General features: G+C 53.0%; 18 protein-coding genes. 15 read left to right on the top strand and 3 right to left on the bottom strand.

Going from position 1 to position 16,786, the window contains the following annotated elements:
* Positions 1 to 49: 49 nt before the first annotated feature.
* Positions 50 to 1,003, bottom strand: coding sequence for a helix-turn-helix transcriptional regulator (locus M1D70_RS04600; RefSeq protein ID WP_456289246.1), 954 nt, complete (start codon positions 1,001 to 1,003; stop codon positions 50 to 52).
* Positions 1,004 to 1,131: 128 nt separating this feature from the next.
* On the opposite strand from M1D70_RS04600, the gene M1D70_RS04605 reads away from it, so the two are divergent.
* A complete protein-coding gene (locus tag M1D70_RS04605) occupies positions 1,132 to 2,025 on the top strand; it encodes an SDR family oxidoreductase (protein WP_009592312.1) in 894 nt (297 codons plus the stop codon).
* A 160-nt stretch (positions 2,026 to 2,185) separates the two neighbouring features.
* On the opposite strand, the gene M1D70_RS04610 is transcribed toward M1D70_RS04605, so the two are convergent.
* Entirely contained in the window at positions 2,186 to 2,443 is a 258-nt protein-coding gene (locus M1D70_RS04610; protein ID WP_009592319.1) for a GlsB/YeaQ/YmgE family stress response membrane protein, read from the bottom strand.
* Positions 2,444 to 2,651: 208 nt separating this feature from the next.
* Between M1D70_RS04610 and M1D70_RS04615 the strand changes: the two genes are divergently transcribed.
* The 14 genes from M1D70_RS04615 (at position 2,652) to M1D70_RS04680 (ending at position 16,099) form a co-directional block, all read left to right on the top strand.
* Positions 2,652 to 3,386: an acyl-[acyl-carrier-protein] thioesterase gene (locus M1D70_RS04615; protein ID WP_456289247.1), complete on the top strand. Its 735-nt coding sequence runs from the start codon at positions 2,652 to 2,654 to the stop codon at positions 3,384 to 3,386.
* Positions 3,387 to 3,447: 61 nt separating this feature from the next.
* A complete protein-coding gene (locus M1D70_RS04620) occupies positions 3,448 to 4,140 on the top strand; it encodes a response regulator transcription factor (protein ID WP_456289248.1) in 693 nt (230 codons plus the stop codon).
* A 3-nt stretch (positions 4,141 to 4,143) separates the two neighbouring features.
* Positions 4,144 to 5,130 carry a sensor histidine kinase gene (locus M1D70_RS04625; RefSeq protein ID WP_456289249.1) on the top strand — a complete coding sequence of 329 codons (987 nt, stop codon included), beginning with the start codon at positions 4,144 to 4,146 and terminating at the stop codon, positions 5,128 to 5,130.
* A gap of 638 nt (positions 5,131 to 5,768) precedes the next feature.
* On the top strand, positions 5,769 to 6,539 hold the full coding sequence (locus M1D70_RS04630) for an ABC transporter ATP-binding protein (RefSeq protein ID WP_119849954.1): 771 nt from the start codon (positions 5,769 to 5,771) through the stop codon (positions 6,537 to 6,539).
* Positions 6,514 to 8,442 carry an FtsX-like permease family protein gene (locus M1D70_RS04635; protein ID WP_456289250.1) on the top strand — a complete coding sequence of 643 codons (1,929 nt, stop codon included), beginning with the start codon at positions 6,514 to 6,516 and terminating at the stop codon, positions 8,440 to 8,442. Before M1D70_RS04630 ends, M1D70_RS04635 begins: the two co-directional genes overlap by 26 nt.
* A gap of 86 nt (positions 8,443 to 8,528) precedes the next feature.
* Entirely contained in the window at positions 8,529 to 9,350 is an 822-nt protein-coding gene (locus M1D70_RS04640; RefSeq protein ID WP_456289251.1) for an MBL fold metallo-hydrolase, read from the top strand.
* Between the two features lie 258 nt (positions 9,351 to 9,608).
* Complete coding sequence (locus M1D70_RS04645; protein WP_456289252.1) at positions 9,609 to 10,262, top strand: sigma-70 family RNA polymerase sigma factor; 654 nt, start codon at positions 9,609 to 9,611, stop codon at positions 10,260 to 10,262.
* Positions 10,263 to 10,288: 26 nt separating this feature from the next.
* Positions 10,289 to 10,714 (top strand): GNAT family N-acetyltransferase, encoded by a 426-nt coding sequence (locus M1D70_RS04650; protein ID WP_456289253.1) that lies wholly within the window; start codon positions 10,289 to 10,291, stop codon positions 10,712 to 10,714.
* A gap of 358 nt (positions 10,715 to 11,072) precedes the next feature.
* The gene (locus M1D70_RS04655) at positions 11,073 to 12,239 is read left to right on the top strand and encodes a bis-aminopropyl spermidine synthase family protein (RefSeq protein WP_456289254.1); all 1,167 of its coding nucleotides are present in this window, start codon (positions 11,073 to 11,075) and stop codon (positions 12,237 to 12,239) included.
* Between the two features lie 62 nt (positions 12,240 to 12,301).
* Positions 12,302 to 14,440, top strand: coding sequence for a DNA topoisomerase III (locus M1D70_RS04660; protein WP_456289255.1), 2,139 nt, complete (start codon positions 12,302 to 12,304; stop codon positions 14,438 to 14,440).
* Positions 14,441 to 14,547: 107 nt separating this feature from the next.
* Positions 14,548 to 14,685 (top strand): hypothetical protein, encoded by a 138-nt coding sequence (locus M1D70_RS04665; protein WP_006208278.1) that lies wholly within the window; start codon positions 14,548 to 14,550, stop codon positions 14,683 to 14,685.
* A 238-nt stretch (positions 14,686 to 14,923) separates the two neighbouring features.
* The gene (locus M1D70_RS04670; protein WP_009592299.1) at positions 14,924 to 15,187 is read left to right on the top strand and encodes a DUF1294 domain-containing protein; all 264 of its coding nucleotides are present in this window, start codon (positions 14,924 to 14,926) and stop codon (positions 15,185 to 15,187) included.
* A gap of 123 nt (positions 15,188 to 15,310) precedes the next feature.
* Entirely contained in the window at positions 15,311 to 15,745 is a 435-nt protein-coding gene (locus M1D70_RS04675) for a universal stress protein (protein WP_456289256.1), read from the top strand.
* A 75-nt stretch (positions 15,746 to 15,820) separates the two neighbouring features.
* Positions 15,821 to 16,099, top strand: a complete 279-nt coding sequence (locus M1D70_RS04680; protein ID WP_456289257.1) for a hypothetical protein — start codon at positions 15,821 to 15,823, stop codon at positions 16,097 to 16,099.
* A 32-nt stretch (positions 16,100 to 16,131) separates the two neighbouring features.
* Here M1D70_RS04680 and M1D70_RS04685 read toward each other — a convergent pair whose 3' ends face one another.
* Positions 16,132 to 16,743 carry a histidine phosphatase family protein gene (locus tag M1D70_RS04685; protein WP_456289258.1) on the bottom strand — a complete coding sequence of 204 codons (612 nt, stop codon included), beginning with the start codon at positions 16,741 to 16,743 and terminating at the stop codon, positions 16,132 to 16,134.
* Positions 16,744 to 16,786: the final 43 nt, after the last annotated feature.

The raw sequence follows: 16,786 nt of genomic DNA on the forward strand, positions 1-16,786 counted from the left end.
CCGGGTACGCCTCTGTTTTTGGGGCGATTGCCCGGTGTTTTAATTTGATCTATTCATATAGCCGCGATATGGCATTTGCCGCCATGCTGACATGCTCCCTAAGCTCTTGGGGGGCCATCACCTCGATTTCCGCCCCGCAGCTTAGAAGAAATGCCGAAGCCGATTCCAGGGTGTTGAACTCCAAATCGGCCGTTATCCACCCGTCGTGCTGGCTATCCATATCGCATCGGAGTATTTTTACGTACCGCTCCCGCTCAAAGCGTTTGATCAGATCGACGGTCATGCGAATCTGTGCGGGATACTGGGGGAGATTTTGCATGAACCGTGCCAGCGACTCCTCCCAGTATTCGGCTAGATTAAAATCGCCCGGGCGCTCGAACGTTTCCTCGGACATGACGGCATCCACGATTCTCGATACGCGATAGGTTCGCAGCTCGCCTTGAGATTCGGCCACCACATACCAGGTACTCCTTTTGGCAACCAGCCCGAGCGGATGAATCCTTCTTTCGACTCGTTCCTCTCCCTTCATGTATTGGATATCGATGGTGCGATCCAACCACAGCGCCTCCTGCAGAACCGTAAGATACGGATGCGATTCGCGGTAGGAGTGCCAGCCTGCGCCATCGATATGGATCTTCTCCCGAATGATTTCGGCATCCTGCCGAATGGAGCGTGGGGAAGAAGCCAACAGTTTTTGATAGGCAGCATCAAACTGTTTGCGGATCCCCAAATCCCCGATCAACGGGCTGTGGCTGGAAACCAGCAGGGAGATGAGCTCGTCCGGCGTCATGCCGGTCAGGTTCGTTCGATAGCTCTCCTCCAGCACCCAGCCGCCCTGGGATCCTCTTTCCGCATATACGGGGATGCCCGCCGAGCTCAAGCTTTCCATATCGCGTATAATCGTGCGCTCCGATACCTCAAGCTGCTCCGCCAGATAACGGGTGTTCTTCTTCCCCCCGTTCTGAAGCATCAGCATAATGGATAATAGACGATCCGCCCTCAAGTCATGTCACCTCTCTGTATCTATAGAAGTTAATTGTATTGTAGCATGGATATAAGACAACGGATGTCATATATGTCTGATACGATGAAGGCGTTGAGATACTTCAGAATATAGTTGGAGGTAACGCTATGAGTAAGAATGATCCAAAGCCATTGCAAGGAAAAATCGCCGTCGTGGCCGGAGCGACCCGGGGAGCAGGCCGCGCCATTGCGGTGATGCTGGGTGCCGCGGGGGCAACGGTGTATTGCACGGGACGGAGCGTACGCGGCCAAGCGTCGGATATCAAGCGGACGGAGACCATTGACGACACGGCGGAGATGGTGACGGACCGGGGAGGCAACGGCATTCCCGTGCAATGCGACCATACCGTGGAAGAGCAAGTGAAAACGTTGTTTGATCGCATTCGCGAGGAGCAGCAAGGCCGGCTGGACATCCTCGTCAATGATATATGGGGCGGCGAGAACTTGACGCACTGGAATATTCCGTTCTGGGAGCAATTTCTGTCCGATGGACTGCTGATGCAGGAGCGGGCAGTGACAACGCATATGATCACGAGTTATTACGGCGTTCCGCTGATGGTGGAGAACGGCAGCGGATTGGTCATTGAGGTCACGGACGGCTCGACGTACCGGTATCGCGGGAATTTGTATTACAGCCTGGCAAAAATTTCGGCGATTCATCTGGCGGCAGCCATGGCGGAAGAGCTGCGTCCCTATCAGGTAACCGCACTATCCGTGACGCCGGGATTTCTGCGCTCGGAGCAAATGCTGGATCACTTCGGCGTTACGGAAGAAAATTGGCGGGATGCCACGGCACAAGAACCGCATTTCATCGAATCGGAGACTCCATATTTTCTTGGGCAGGCGGTTGCGGCGCTGGCAGCCGATCCGAATGTTGCCGACAAGAGCGGGAAGGCGCTGACCAGCTGGGACCTATCGGATGAATACGGGTTTAGCGACATTGACGGGCGTAAGCCGCATTGGGGCAATTACGCCAAGAAGCAGGGACTTCCCATTACTTAAACATGTAAAACAGGGTGACCTATGCCATGATAGCGAATAGGTCACCCTGTTTTGTTACGGAAATTGTCCGTTGCACTTGCGAATACCGCTGTAAGTACGTTTAAACCATGTCATAGCGGAACATCGCAGCAATTACGCATCAACGTCCAATTTCAAGTGGTTATGAGCGGCCGCGTCTCATCGAACCCATGATCAGGCTGACGATAAAGACCAGAATGACGGCACCGATCAACGCAGGCAGGATGTAGAATCCACCCATTTCAGGTCCCCAGGATCCGAGCAGAAGTCCGCCCAGCCAAGCACCGACGAAACCAGCAATGATGTTACCGATGATACCGCCGGGGATGTCTCTGCCCATAATCAAACCAGCAATCCATCCAATGATACCGCCAACGATTAATGACCAAAGAAAACTCATGTTTATCACCTCGTATAAGTTATAGTTGTTTGTGCCTTACTATTAACCAAAGACGTGACTTTTAAACCGGGTTGACCAGCAACTTGGATAAAATCATTATTTTCCAATGCAGTGATATGCCGCTTCGTTCTTTGATAAATGCGATTTTTTTGATTATGCTTGAAGAGAGTGGTTAGGTTGAGAAAATAAAGGAGCTGGCATGGGACTCATGATAGAAAAATGGACAGAAGACTATACAATTCAATCCGTTGACGCAGACTTTAAGGGAGACTGCCGATGGTCTTCGCTGCTCAGTATTTTGCAGAGAGCGGCTGACCGGCATATTGAGGCGCTGGGGATCAGCCGCGAGGAAATGATCGAGCGTGGCATGGGCTGGATGCTGATTACGCTGGAGCTTGAGATGCGGCGGATGCCAAGGGATATGGAAACCGTATATGTGGACACCTGGAGCCGCGGGTCCAAAGGGGCGCTGTGGCATCGGGATTATCGGATCAAGAACGGCGATGGGGAATTTCTTGGCGAGGGCCGCTCGGTATGGGCGCTGGTGGACATTCATAAACGGAAAATTCTGCGTCCGTCCATGTTTCCGTACGAGGTGCCGATCGGTCAGGAAACGGTTGGAGAGCTGCCAAGCAAAGCCGTATTGCCGGAAGGGGTACAGCTTGATGATGCGTATACGTATACGGTCCGGTATAGCGGAATCGATACGAACGGCCATCTGAATAACGCCCGGTATGCGGATTTGTGCTTTGACGTGCTGGATGAGCAGGAACTTCGGGAAGGGCAAGTGACCGGCTTCAAGATTACATACCATAACGAGGCCAGACTGAAGGATACGATGCTGATCAAGCGTTCGGCCGAGGAGAACAATCGGGTGTACGTGCAGGGCACATCGCCGGACGGAACCAACTTTTTTGAAGCGGCTATCGTTAGGGAATCATAAACCATCGGGTTGTTCTTTCGGAGGGGAAAGAGCGGCCTGACGCTTCATGGAGGGTGAACGGATGTACAAAATCATGATCGTTGAGGATGACCCCAAGCTGGCGGGGCTGCTGCAATCGCATATTGAACGGTACGGAAATGAAGGGAACATCGTCGAGGATTTCGATCATGTGCTGGAACAGTTCCATGAGATGAAACCGCATCTCGTTCTGCTCGACGTGAACCTGCCAAGCTTTGACGGATATTATTGGTGCCGCCAGATCCGGTCGGTATCGACCTGCCCGATTATTTTCATCTCGGCCCGTAACGGGACGCCGGATCAGCTCCGGGCCTTGGAGAACGGCGCGGATGATTATATCACCAAGCCGTTTGCTTACGATATCGTCATCGCCAAAATCCACAGCCAGCTGCGTCGCGTATACGGCGACTATGCGGCAGCATCCGCTGAGCGTACGGTGGAGAGGGACGGGCTTGTCCTCTACCCAGAACGGATGGAGCTGACTCTTCACGATCAGACATCCGTGCTCACGAAAAAAGAAACGATCCTTCTGGAAACGCTGCTGAGCCGGAGCCCCCGGCTTGTGACGCGCGAGACGATTCTGGAGAAGCTTTGGGACGATACGTTCGTGGACGATAATACGCTTAGCGTGAATATTAACCGGGTGCGGAAACGACTGGGGGAGTTAGGGATTGAGAATGCGCTGGAAACGATTCGCGGTTCGGGGTACAGGCTGCATACGTCATGGAAGAGGTAGGCAATGAAAAAGCTGTTTTGGCGTGAGCATCTGCCCCTCATTCTGTTTGTAACCGCGGCCTTGTTCGTTGTGCTGCTCGTATTCTGGTATGACGGCTATGATCATCCGGTGACAGCGGCTTATGCTGTTTTCCTCGGTCTGACCATTCTGGGCGGGTACCTGGCATTCCGGTATTTCACGCACCGGGATTTCTATGAGCGGCTGTCGCAGCCCATCAGGTCGTTGGAGGAATCGATCAAGCATAACGAGTCTGCCCCGCTGCCTACGGCCCTTAGCGAGCTTATGGAGGAGCAGTACCGTCAATACCGCACGGTCATGGAAGAGTGGGAGCGCCGGCGGAAAGAGCATATGATCTTCATGAATCAGTGGGTGCACCAGATGAAAACGCCGCTGTCCGTCATTGAGATGATCACGCAGGAGGATGACAACGACGCCTTCAAGAGTTTATCCGAGGAGTCCGACCGGATTCGGCGCGGGCTGGAGATGGTGCTCTACATGTCCAGGCTCGAAACCTTCGAGCAGGATTTCAGCGTGGAGCCCGTGAAGCTTCATAAGGCGGCAGTCGAGGCGGTGCACGAGAACAAGCGTTATTTCATTCACAGTCATGTGTATCCGGAGGTGCGGATCGATTCGGATCTCACCGTTCAGACGGATGCCAAATGGCTCCGGTTCATCATGCTGCAGATGCTGTCCAACGCCATTAAATATTCTGCGGGAACCGGGCTTAAGGTGACGATGCAGGCCCGCCGGACGGAGGACCACCGCCATGTGGTGCTGGAGATCACGGACCGGGGGATGGGCATACCGCCATCCGACTTGAAGCGGGTGTTCGACCCGTTCTACACCGGGGAAAACGGCCGCAAGCTGAAGGAATCCACCGGCATGGGCTTGTATCTCGTCAAAGAAGTGGTCCATAAAATGAACCACCAAATCGAGCTGGAATCCGAGCCGGGAAGAGGAACGACGGTGAGGCTGATTTTCTCGGGGTGAGATCTGCTTTGTACAGACGTCTCTTGGAGGCAGAGTTCAATTATGGCTGTTGCAGGTGACATTCACGACATTGAAATTATATAAGGCAGTAAAGCAGGGGCTGGGTAAGATTCGGTTTGAGCTCTTATTGAACTTTGGATTGAGTCACCTAAATACTTTACGAGAACACCTTATCTTGGGTAAATGATGGATGTTGAAGCATCATGAAGCCCTGAGGTAAGGTTTTTCTTATGCTTTAAATCATGTGCAGGTATCGGCACGCACCAGCGAAAGAGGACGAAACGATTCCGAAGAAGCGAAGCGGTCGCCTTTGCACCCGAATTTTCACCTCGGCGTAATCGTTCGGAAAATTTGGGGGCAACAGCGATCGTAGGAACGTTAACACTCGGAGCGGCCTCGAGATCGTACAGTGACATACTCGGAGCACCTTTATATCGCAACAATAACGTACTCGGAACGCCTCTGGAATCGCAACCATTACGTACTCGAAGCGGCCTTAGAATCGCAAACGTGATGCACTCAGATGAATCTTACACCGATGTAAGGTTGGCGAAAGAGTGATCGATAGGAGATGGCCTGCCGGTTGCTATACACTAACCTTACAGGAACGATATAACGAAAGTGAGGTTTACAACAAAATGGAAATACTAAACGTGCGCAATCTGGGCAAAGTCTATAAGGCCGCGGTGTCCCACGAGGCGCTTTCCAATATCAATCTGAGCATCAACCAAGGGGAATTCGTCGGCATCATGGGCCCCTCCGGCAGCGGAAAAACGACGCTGCTCAACATGATCTCCACCATCGACCGACCTACGTCCGGAGAGATCACCATCGGCGGGGAGGATCCGTTCCGATTATCCCAGGATAAACTCGCCATGTTCCGCCGGCGTGAGCTGGGGTTTGTCTTTCAGTCCTTCAACCTGCTGAATACATTGACGGTGAAGGAGAACATCCTGCTCCCCTTGGCGCTGGACGGCGTGGATCTGGATGAGATGAACCGCCGGGTCGGCATTTTGGCCGATAAACTGGGCATCACGTCGATACTGGATAAGCGGACTTATGAAATATCGGGGGGACAGGCGCAGCGGACGGCGATAGCACGGGCCATGATCCACGTACCGAAGCTGGTTCTGGCCGATGAGCCGACAGGCAACCTGGACTCCAAGTCGGCCCGCGACGTCATGGAAATGATGGACCGGAGAAACAAGGAAGACCAAGTGACGATGCTGCTGGTCACCCATGACCCGGTGGCAGCAAGCTATTGCAATCGGGTGGTGTTTATCAAGGACGGACAGTTGTACAACGAAATCACGTACGGCGAGAGCCAGTCGGCCTTCTACCAAAAAATCATCAACGTGTTATCGCTGCTGGGAGGTTCGGGACATGAATTTTCGCCAGTTCGCCATTAACAACGTCCTGCGCAGCAAGCGCACGTATATTGCCCATTTCCTGAGCAGTGCCTTCTCCGTCATGATTTTCTTTACTTACGGGCTGCTGTCGTTTCACCCGCAGCTGAAGGACGGCCTGGTCTCCTCAAGCGGTACCATGTCCATGCTGGGCACGATGGGCATGACGGTATCCCAGTATATCGTGTTCGTGTTTTCATTTTTCTTCCTGCTGTATTCGGTGGGGGCCTTCATCAAGGTCCGGAAAAAGGAGTTCGGCATTCTGCTGATCCTCGGCATGTCCCGCAAGCAATTGAACCGGATGCTGTTCATCGAGAATATCCTGATTGGCGCTGCGGCGATCGTTGTCGGCATCGGCACGGGCCTGCTGTTCTCCAAGCTGATTCTGCTAATCAGCGCCAAGCTGCTGGCCGTGGATACCGGACTTCCGTTTTATTTTCCGCTCCAATCGCTGATCATTACGGCTGCGGCTTATGCCGTATTGTTCCTGCTGATTGCGCTGTTCTCCTCGTTTATGCTGCGTAAGGGCACGCTGCTCGCCCTTGTGAAAGCAGAGGAAAGCCCCAAGCCGCAGCCGAAAGCATCGGCTTGGCTGGCCGTGCTGGCAGTCCTGCTGATCGGAACCGGATACGGCATGGTCATGGCTTTTGCCATTCTCCAAATCTTCAATTTATTCCTGCTGCTTGGCGGCGTTATTTTCGTCATTATCGGCACGTATTTTCTCTTCACCCAGTTCAGCGTGTTTTTCATGCGGTATCTGCAGAAGAAAGAGCGGTTCTTCTTCCGCCGAACCAATCTGCTGACGATCTCGGAGCTGCTGTACAGAATCAAGGACAATGCGGTGATGTTCTTCCTCGTATCGGTCATTTCGGCATCTGCCTTTACCGGGATCGGTACCACGCTCGCGATCGGGGATCCGGGACTGTCGGCCATGGAGAACCCTTATGCCTTTACGTATTCCATGTATGAAGAGGATGCGGACAGAGGGAATCGACATCTGGATATCATCAGGGAGGAGCTCAGAAAGAGCGGATTCGATTACAAGGAAGCGGAGGTTACCCCGATTTTCTCGGATAACGGGGTGAAGCTGATTAAGCTGAGCGAATATAACAGTCTCATTCAGTCGCTGGGTTACCCGGCAGAAACATTGAGCGATCTTGAAGGGATCTTGACTCCGGGAACGGTAACGGAGAAGAACAGCTACCGAATTGATGGTCCCTTGAATGATCAGTTCGAAGTATTAATCGGCAAGAAATCGGAAACCGTAAAAGTGCTCAAAGCTGAAACGTTCATTGCTGTACCGGCAACCTACGGCGAGACGCTGGTCGTATCCGACCGTTTGTACGAGGATGCGTTCCAGGCACAACAGGATCAGGAGTACGGTTATGCGGCATACCATACGTATTACGTACAGGATTGGAAGAATACAGGGGATGTGTCTAGATCGATTTTGGATCGTCTCAAAAAGAATGAAGACTACAGCTATTATCTAAAATCATTGTATTTGGATTGGAAAAGCGCCCAGCAGCAGAACGGGATCCTGCTTATGGTGAGCGGCTTGGTCGGCATCGTGTTTTTCACCTTCGCGGCAAGCTTTGTTTATTTCCGGCTATACGCGGATCTTGCCCGGGATGAACAGCAGTATCGCATGATAGCCAAGGTCGGTCTCAGCAAAAAAGAGCTTGGCACCATCATTACCAAGCAGCTTGTCATTATGTTCTTTCTGCCGATGCTGATTGCACTTATTCACAGCGGCGTTGCCTTCGTAGCCCTGCAGCAGCTGGTAGACTTCTCGATCGTAGGGCACAGTTTGAAGATTTTCATCTTCTTCCTGAGCATACAGATCATTTATTTCTTTATTACTCGCTGGCGTTATCTGGAGCGTCTCAACAAAATGATTCAGTAAAAACCGCCGTTTCTTCGTTGAAAAGTGCCAAAACGGGTATGTTATTACAAGAAGCACTTACAACGAGAAATGGGGGCGATTCGATAATGAATGACCACAGCATGTTAAAGACGGGGGTAGTAGAGCCCGAGGAGATTACGCCGGATATTCTATCCTTGCGTACCGTCATGGTGAACATCCAGATGGTCGGTACGCCGGGAACCGGTGACTGGGTACTGATTGATACGGGACTCGGAAATTTCGAAGGCTCCATAGTAGAAGAAGCTGAGAAAAGATTCGGAAAGCCGCCGGTTTGCATCGTGCTTTCGCACGGCCATTTCGACCATGTGGGCAATGTAAAGGAGTTGGCCGATCGCTGGAACGTCCCCGTCTATGCTCATCGGGATGAGCTGCCGTACCTCACGGGAAAGGAAGACTATCCACCGGGAGATCCAAGCGTAGGCGGCGGATTGATGGCCCGCGTAGCTCCCATGTATCCGAATAAAGCCATCGATCTGGGATCGAGGATACGACCGCTGCCGGAGGACGGAAGCGTCCCCGGTCTTCCCGAATTCAAATGGATCCCGACACCGGGTCATAGCCCAGGCCATATCTCCCTTTTTCGTGAACGGGATCGAGTCCTCGTGGCCGGAGACGCGGTCATTACGGTGAAGCAAGAGTCAGCGCTTGCCGTCATCGGGCAGGAGAAGGAGCTGCACGGGCCGCCGATGTATTTTACCCCGGACTGGGATCTGGCGCGTGAATCGGTTCGCCGCCTGGCAAGCCTGAATCCTGGAATTCTGGTCACGGGGCACGGGGTCTCCATGCGCGGCGAAGAGCTAACAGCTTCGCTTGCGCGGTTGGCCCGGGACTTTGACCGTTTGGCCGTTCCCGAGCAAGGACGATATGTGGATAAGGGTACGAATTGAATGAGAACGGATCTAATCATGCAATTCATGATATGAACGATTTATAGGCTGAACGAGACACCGTGAGGGCGATGACCTTGCGGTGTTTTTTAATATGATAAATATTCAATATGGAAATGATTAGCGGAAATGTGCGAAGATGAAGGTAATTGTAACACCAGCTTTTAAAAAAATAATGAACTGACGTGAACCTGAGCACGTTCTCAGGCATCTAACTTATGTAAGGCCAAGGAAGTGTTGCAAAGGAGGTCTCCCAACTTGAACAAGAAATCCAATATAGAGCGCGATGTTCAGCTTGCCAAGCGTGGGGATCGGGAAGCCTTTAGCCGGCTGATCCACGCTTGCGAGCGTAATTTGTATGGACTAGCCCGCTTGTATCTGAAGCGGGAAGAGGATTGCGCGGATGCGGTACAGGAAGCGATGTATAAATCCTTCATCGCTATCCCTACCTTGAAAGAGCCTGCTTATTTCAAAACATGGCTGTCCCGTATTCTCATTCATGAATGCCTGCAACTGCTGCGCTCCCAGCAGCGGCTGCGCAAGGTTGATCCTACGGATGGGGGTGCCGATGCACTGCCGTATGAAGCGATCGAACTTAACGAGGCCGTGACTTATCTGGAAGAGGATTTACGCAGGGTTATTCAGCTTCACTATTACCGGGATATGCCGATTAGCCATATCGTCAAGATCGTAGGGATACCGGAAGGAACGGTGAAATCCCGGCTGTACCGGGCGCGCGCTATTTTGGCGGAAAGATTGGATCCCTCCACGGAAAGGAACGTGAGCCATGACCCGATAGTAGGTAAGGAGTCGAGTCGGAATGACTTTGCTCCTATCATAATAATGATCCGGACGGCTAGGTTTGTCGGGGATTACGATATCATTTACAGATCATGGGGTGTTGCGGCTTAATGGGAACGAATGCGAATGTCAGATGGATGGACGAATCCGATCTTGAAGCATGCTCGGAGCTGATGCTCAAGGTATTTAACGGCGAACCCTGGTTCGACCAGTGGGACTCCGTGTCGCATGTGCAGCAATACCTCAAGGAATTTATGGACAATCCGGTGTTCCTGGGTTTTGTTATCGAACAGGAGGGCAGCATCCTGGGAGCCTCCTTTGGCCATACAAAGAGCTGGTACAGCGGCAAAGAGTACCATATCCAGGAATATTTCATCGATACCGGTTTGCAGCGCAGCGGTCTAGGCTCGGCGCTCATGAATGGAATGAAGGCATACTTACATTCAATGAACATTCATTGCATGGTACTGCTGACGGGAAAGGGGCTTCCGGCCGAAGATTTTTATCGGAAGCATGGTTTTGAAGTGAAGCAGGACATTATTTTTATGTCCAACAGGTTTTGAGCGGTTTGATTTCGATTGAAATAGGGGAGTTGTCTTGATGTCGGTGCGTGTTCTTAACTAACCAAATTTTATAGGACTCTGGCAAGCGCTTTGCGAAAAACCTTACTTATGCGAGGTTTATTTGCGATGGCTCGAAGGCTGGAGTCCACCTGGTTAAGAACACAACAGCCATCCATTATCATAATGACTGTACATAGCCGTACCCTGGGTACGGCTTCCCGCTCAAGGGGCAGAAGGTGGACGATGGTTCATGGACATCTGTCCCTTTTTCATGTCGGTTTTTCAGCACGCAGGGGGTCATGTGTGTTCTTTTCCAGGGGAAATGCAACTCATACTCAGGAAGAGAGCGTGATTTCACATGATCCATTATATAGAAGAAGTAAAAAAGAAGGTTTCCCTGCAGGAAGGTACCCAGGTGATCGAACAGCTGCTGGCAGCAAGTTATATGCGCCCGGGCATATCCACCAAAGATCTGGCACGCCATACCTGTCTGCCGCTTCCGGTCGCTGCCGCGATCAAGAAGGAGCTCATCAAAGCCGGAGCACTCGTTCAAGAGCGGGGAGTGCGATGCACCTCTGCCGGAAAGCTTTATGTCGAACAAAAGCTGGGATACGGAGGCATCGATATCGATTTGTATCAAAAGCTGCTGGCCGGCGAAGCCGATTGGCGGACGGAGCTTTCCGATGTGCTGGCGAGGCTCACGGAGATTCTGGACCGGCGCCCGCAGGTCGATGTTCAAATCGACCAATCCCAATGCACGGTCGAGACGAGTCTCCGGAGGGCGATTCTGTGCCTGAGGGAGCACAGCCTGATCGGGAAAAACATCCTGTGCGTGGGCGACGACGATCTCGTGAGCATTTCGCTTGGCCTGCTGCTGAAACGGCTCTTCCCGAACGCGAAGGAGCAGAGAGCGGGCCTTACCGTGATGGATATCGATGAACGCTTCCTGCAGTTTATCGGTGACATGGCTGCAAGGGAAGATGTATCGGTTACCTGCAGGCATGTTGACCTCAGGCAGCCTCTGCCAGAGGGCTGGAAAGGGCAACACGATTGCTTTTTTACGGATCCGCCGTACACGCTTCAAGGCTTGACCTTGTTCTTGTCCCGTGGCATCAACGCGTTGAAGCCCGAGAAGGGCTGCCCCATCTTCCTATCCTTCGCACATAAATCACCCGACTTCACATGGTCCATGCAGCGCGAATTCGTCCGCATGGGGTTGTCGGTCAGACAGGTGCAACTTCATTTCAATCAATATATCGGAGCGCAGATGATCGGCAATAGCAGCCAAATGATCGTGCTGACAACGACGGAATATACGGAGCCGCCGATTAAGGGCTCTTTTGAGGATGAGCTTTATACAGGCGAGGTTCGGCGGACGATCCGAACCTACCGATGCACCCAATGCCAGAGCGAGCTGCAGGTGGGCGTGCAGGGCGATTTTGCCACGATCGAGGATTTGAAGAAGCAGGGCTGTCCGGCATGTGCCCATCATGCGTTCACCCGGCTGGCGAAGAAAATGATCTGATTCGTTTTTGTGGAAACAATCGCTGGGAGGTTATAATAGGGGAACAGAGGAAGGGGAGGGCTATGAAAGTATTAGTATTGGCTGAGAAGCCGTCCGTTGCGAAGGAAATTGCGAGAGTGATGGGCAGCCGCGAGAAGCAGAAGAATTATTTTGAAGGACCGAAATATATTGTGACCTGGGCGCTTGGACATTTGGTGGGGCTTGCCGAACCCGAGGACTATGATAAGAAGTACCAGACCTGGGCGCTGGAGGATCTGCCGATCCTGCCGGACAACACGAGGCTTAAGGTGCTGAAGGAAACAAGCCACCAGTTCAAGACGGTGCAGCATCTGATGAAGCGTTCGGATGTCGGCGAGATGATCATTGCCACCGATGCCGCCCGCGAAGGGGAACTGCTTGCGCGCTGGATCCTGAAAATGGCGAAGTGGAACAAGCCGTTCAAACGGTTATGGATTTCTTCCCAGACGGATAAGGCAATCAAGGAAGGTTTCGCTTCCCTCAAGCCGGGGCAGCAGTTCGACCGGCTGTACGAGTCCGCGCGCTGCCGGGCGGAAGCGGATTGGATGGTTGGACTGAACGTGACGCGCGCGCTGACGACCAAATTCAATGCGCAGCTGTCCGCAGGCCGGGTCCAGACGCCGACGCTCGGGATGATCATGGACCGCGAGAAGGAGATCGTGAATTTCCGCTCCCAGGAATACGAGACGCTGCAGGCCGATCTCGGAAGCTTTGAGGTTTCGTGGCGTCCGGCCGGCGGGGACGGCCGTTTATTCGAGAAGGACAAGGCCGCCAAGCTGAAGCAGAAGCTGGAGGGCAGCACCGGAAAAATCGTGAGCGTGAAAAAGAGCGAGAAAACCGAACCGCATCCGCTGGCATACGATTTGACCGAGCTGCAGCGGGAAGCCAACCGCCGATTCGGGTTCTCGGCCAAGCAGACCTCGAATGTGCTGCAGCGCCTGTATGAGCAGCATAAGCTGGTCACCTATCCGCGCACGGACAGCCGTTACCTGACGTCCGATATGGTCGGGACGTTGAAGGAAAGGCTGTCGAGCATTGCGATCGGACCGTATGCGTCCATTGCGCGCCCGCTGCTGCGCAAAAATTTGTCGCCAGGCAAACGGGTCGTGGACGACAGCAAGGTTACGGATCACCATGCCATCATTCCTACCGAACAGACCGTGCTGCTGAATCAGCTGTCGGTCGATGAACGCAAGCTGTACGATCTCATCGTGCGCCGGTTCATCAGCTTATTCTATCCGCCTGCCCGTTACGATAACGTATCGGTAACCGTGCAGATTGAAGGCGAGCAGCTCTATGCGAAAGGGACCACGATCAAGGACAGCGGATGGCGCGAGGTGTACGGCGGCGACTATGAGGATGACACGGATGACGAGAGCGACGAGGATCAGGGCCCATCTTCTTCGGGCAAGCTCCTGCCGGAGCTGAAAGAAGGAGAAGCGGTGAAGGTGGTCCGCTGCGTGCTGAAGCCGGGACGGACTCAGCCGCCGAAGCGTTATAACGAGGCGGCGCTGCTCTCCCAGATGGAGAAGCACGGCCTCGGAACCCCGGCAACCCGCGCCGACATCATCGAGAAGCTGGTCAGCTCCGACACGATCGAACGGCAGGGGCAAACCCTCCATCCGACGGGCAAAGGCAAGCAGCTGATCGAGCTGGTCGCTCCGGAGCTGCGGACGCCGGAGCTTACGGCGCGGTGGGAAGCCGAGCTCGAGCGGATCGCGAAGGGGCAGGGCAAGCCGGAACCGTTCCTGCGCGGCATACGGGATATGACCAAGAAGCTGGTCACGGACGTGAAGGGAAGCGAAGCGGAATACAAGCCTCATAACGTTTCTAACAGCCACTGTCCGGATTGCGGCACAAGGCTGCTCGAGAAGAAGACCAAGCGCGGCAAGCTGCTTGTCTGCCCGAGTGACGATTGCGGGTACAAGCGCTCAGGCGAGAAACGCCTGTCCAACCGCCGTTGTCCGCAGTGCCATAAGAAGATGGAGATGAAGGAAGGCAAGGCAGGGCTGTTCGTGCAGTGCCTTGGCTGCGGCATTACGGAAACGCTGAAGAAGGACGCCAAGCACGTGAACAAACGTGAGGAGCGGAAGCTCGTGCAGCAGTACAGCAAGCAGGAGTCGATCGGTTCCAACCTGGGCGACCTGTTGAAGGCAGCGTTTGAGCAGAAGGGGAAGGAATAGTCTCTCGAGCGTTAATCTCATGGGGTTAAGGTGAATTGCGTTTTTCTTGCCGTTGTGAGCATAACCTCGGGTGCAATGGCCCATTCTACGGACAGGGGGTGATTTGCATGCCGAACCATAAAGCGAGAAAGACCGAAAACCAGCAGAACAAATCAAGCATTCTGGAGGAGAGCAAAACCCTCAAGCCGAAAAAGGCTGCAGACTATGTTCCGAGCCTGAACGAAATACCCAAGAACGAATCTTGATGGCTCGTGGCGGTTAAGAAATGTTTGGGTTGTCATTATGCGGGGCACGGGCCGGTCGAATCTTACGACGCCGGCCGGTGTCCTCGTAATGGCATCAAGGACAGCGCTTGGCGTCATGCCCCTAGGGCATGGCCGGGCATTGTCTTCATCAGCCTGCGGTTTTATAATAGCGGTAGAACGTATAGCTAATGGCTGATTGGCAAGATCGATCAGTTGAAATGGGGGTGCGTGAACCAACGTGAGACCTGCACTGATCGTTTGGTTTATTTTTATCAATGCGGTAGCCTATCTGGTCATGTCCGAGGATAAGCGGCGTGCCCGGCTGGGACGGGATCGCGTTCCGGAGAGGACGCTTTTTCTGTTGGCCGCCATAGGCGGGGCTTTGGGCGTATGGATCGCGATGTACCGCAAGCGTCATAAGACGAGGCATTTATCATTTAAAGCCGGAGTACCGCTGCTGCTAGTCGTAAACGTTGCATTGTATACGTATTTCTGGGGTTAGCTTGTTTGCCATGATTTACATAGGGATGTCGCCGACAGTTAGTCGGCAAGCTCGTTTCATACCGGTATGAAGCTGTTTAATAATAAGTAGTAGGTCTTTTAACAACAGAAAGAGGTGGCCTGTATGCTTTTTACTAAAATTCTTCTAGCTTACGACGGCTCCAAAGCAGCGAATAAAGCGCTCGGACGTGCGGTGGAACTTGCCAAGGTAACGCCGGGAGCAACGCTGGATGTCATTCATGCTTACGATTTTCCTCGTTTCTTCGTTGGGGAAGGGCTTGCCCCGATTCCAGCTTCACTCAATAAAGATGTTTACGATCTGGCCGTGCAGACGACGGAGGAAATCCGCGAGCGGATCGAGAATTCGGGCGTTAACGGTCAAGTGGAGATGATCCAGGGTCCTCCGGCCGAAGTCATCCTGGAGTATGCGGATCAGAACGGCAGTGACCTGATTGTCATCGGCATCCGCGGCCTTGGCGGCATCCGCGAGTTCGTGCTGGGCAGTGTCAGCCATAACGTGGTGCAGCATGCAACGATTCCGGTACTTGTCGTAAAATAATGTGGAAGGGACGCGAAGGCGTCCCTTTTTGATAGGAACATTTCGTTCGTGATTATTTGGTCAGAGGAGGCTCCTATGGAAATTATACTTCTTATCATCTTGGTCGTTCTGGTCGGTCTTGTGGCTTCCAGCCGAATGACGGCCATAGAGAAGCGAATGAAACGGCAGCAGGCCACATTGAACCAAATCGCAAGCCATTTAGGAATACCCGAGCCGCCGGTGCCTGCGGAAGTCAAACGGCTGCTGCAGGATGGGCAGGATATTAAAGCGATTAAAGCCGTAAGAGAAGAATTGGGATTGTCTTTGGTTGAAGCCAAACAATATGTAGATGCCATCAAGCATGGGGAGCGGTAAAACAGGCACGACGGAAAATGCCCGATGCTCGATTACAAATGAGGGGTTGCATTCTCCATGGTAAGCTCCCATCGCCCGTCGCGAGACTCGATTCGGTGCAGCCCGGTGTTCGCCGCCGGGAAGAACGGATTCTTATTGGTCCATGCCATATCCTTGATTAGATGATAAATGATGTTGATCACTCCCCCGTGAGTAACCACCAATACATTTTCATGATGATTCGCCGATTCCTGATCCTGGCATAGTTTGGTGAAGGTATCTTTGATCCGCTGGAAATTTTCCTGCGGGCTTTCACCTCCAGGGTATCTCTCGTCCATCCGTAAGCTGGAAAAATAGAGCCCCGGAAATTTCTTTTCCGCTAATGCGTGGGGCATTCCGGCGAGCAGACCGTTATTGGTCTCCCGCCAATCCTCGGAGCCGCTCAAGGGCAGGCTAAGTTTATCAGCAATGATTGCGGCTGTCTGACAAGCCCTTTGCAGATCGCTGCAAATGATGCGCTGAATATTAAAATCATGCTTGTGTTCATCCAAGTACTGCCCCAGCTTCTCCGCTTGCCTGATCCCTTCATCGATGAGCCCTCGCTGGCTCCATCCTCCGCGATACCCTTCTTCGTCCTGACCATGCCTTACGAAATAGATAGCCATTGGTTTCTCCTTAGAAATAGATTCCGCTTTTGCGAGATTCAAA

Source organism: Paenibacillus sp. AK002 (assembly GCF_053903045.1).